At 32.7% G+C, this 1191-nt stretch carries 2 protein-coding genes; both read right to left on the bottom strand.

Annotated features, from left to right (window positions below):
- Positions 1–219 precede the first annotated feature (219 nt).
- A complete protein-coding gene (locus JKM87_RS17600) occupies positions 220–993 on the bottom strand; it encodes a hypothetical protein (protein WP_202081770.1) in 774 nt (257 codons plus the stop codon).
- Positions 994–1008: 15 nt separating this feature from the next.
- Positions 1009–1191 (bottom strand): hypothetical protein (locus JKM87_RS17980; protein WP_236838941.1); only part of this gene is annotated, 183 nt, incomplete at its 5' end.

The following is a 1191-nucleotide window of genomic DNA, read 5'->3' as shown; positions in this document are numbered from 1 at the left end:
CTTACTTGATTTGCCAATGAATAATGTTGATTTGATAGCCTCTATCTGCAAACTCTTTGATTAGTTTATCTCCTACTTGAGGATTATAGTGGTTGTTTGTGAAGATATAGGTGAATACGACTTGCTTATCTGAATATTCTTTTAAAACAATCAAACTTTTATTACATCAGAAAAACGCCCTAGAAGAGCATGTTTGCACCTTTCTAAGGCGTTTTGTTACTATTTAGATTCCACCCATTCCACCTGATAGTTATAATTAGGGTCACTAACTTTGTCAATGATGGCCTGTGTATCTCCCAAGAAGAAATGAGGGTTCACCCATAGCTTTCCTTTATAAAAGTTAAAGCATCTCATGTTTTTGTTAATGTTAAAGTCTGTTTTTGCACCTTCTTCAAGATATATAAACCAGTGGTGTTTTGGCGGAACATCAGTATACAGAACATTATTTTGAAATTCTCTATTAACACCATTAACGAGTTCATCAACAATTTCGATCCCTGACCTCTCAGTAATTAAGCAATGGGAATCTGTTATAAGAATGACTTTTAGGAGTTGACTAAATAACTTCTCCTGAGTTAGTTTAACTTGAGATAGCTCAACATCATTATTAGTTCCTATATTTGGTACAAAATATATACCTTGTTCTGGTAAGGTTGATAAAGTGGTTTGATTAGATCTAATATTAAAGTGATGCGTTAATAGTGTTGGTTTGCTATTAGTGATCAATGGAAAACTTCCATTTATATAAATCATACAAAAGTCATTATTCTCTAAATCAGAAAAATTAAAATCTCTAGGATGATTTAAATCTTTTAGTTTAAATTTAGTAATAGTATCGGGAAAGTACCCCCCGTTTTCAATGTCTGCATATTTCCCAAGGTCAACATTTACTGTATCATTTATAAACAGTTCTTTTAATCGTAGGACAGATTGGAATATATCCCCAACTGACTTTTGTGAATAATAACAAGCGCTGCTCACTGAATATTCCATAGACAGCCTCCTTATTTAATGGACCAATGAATAGTAATAGATAATATTATTAACATTTATATCGCCCACAACATCTAGATGAGCAATAATATCATTGCTTTTAATTTCTCTAAGGACACTATTTAACCCCATTACACGCTCAGCAACGTTTCTTACAAATATCTCTCCGACTATCCCTTTTCTATTTCGGTAATCTCC

It is taken from the genome of Caldalkalibacillus salinus, from assembly GCF_016745835.1.
GTDB lineage: Bacteria > Bacillota > Bacilli > Caldalkalibacillales > JCM-10596 > Caldalkalibacillus_A > Caldalkalibacillus_A salinus.
This window is presented reverse-complemented; position numbering and strand designations above follow the sequence as displayed.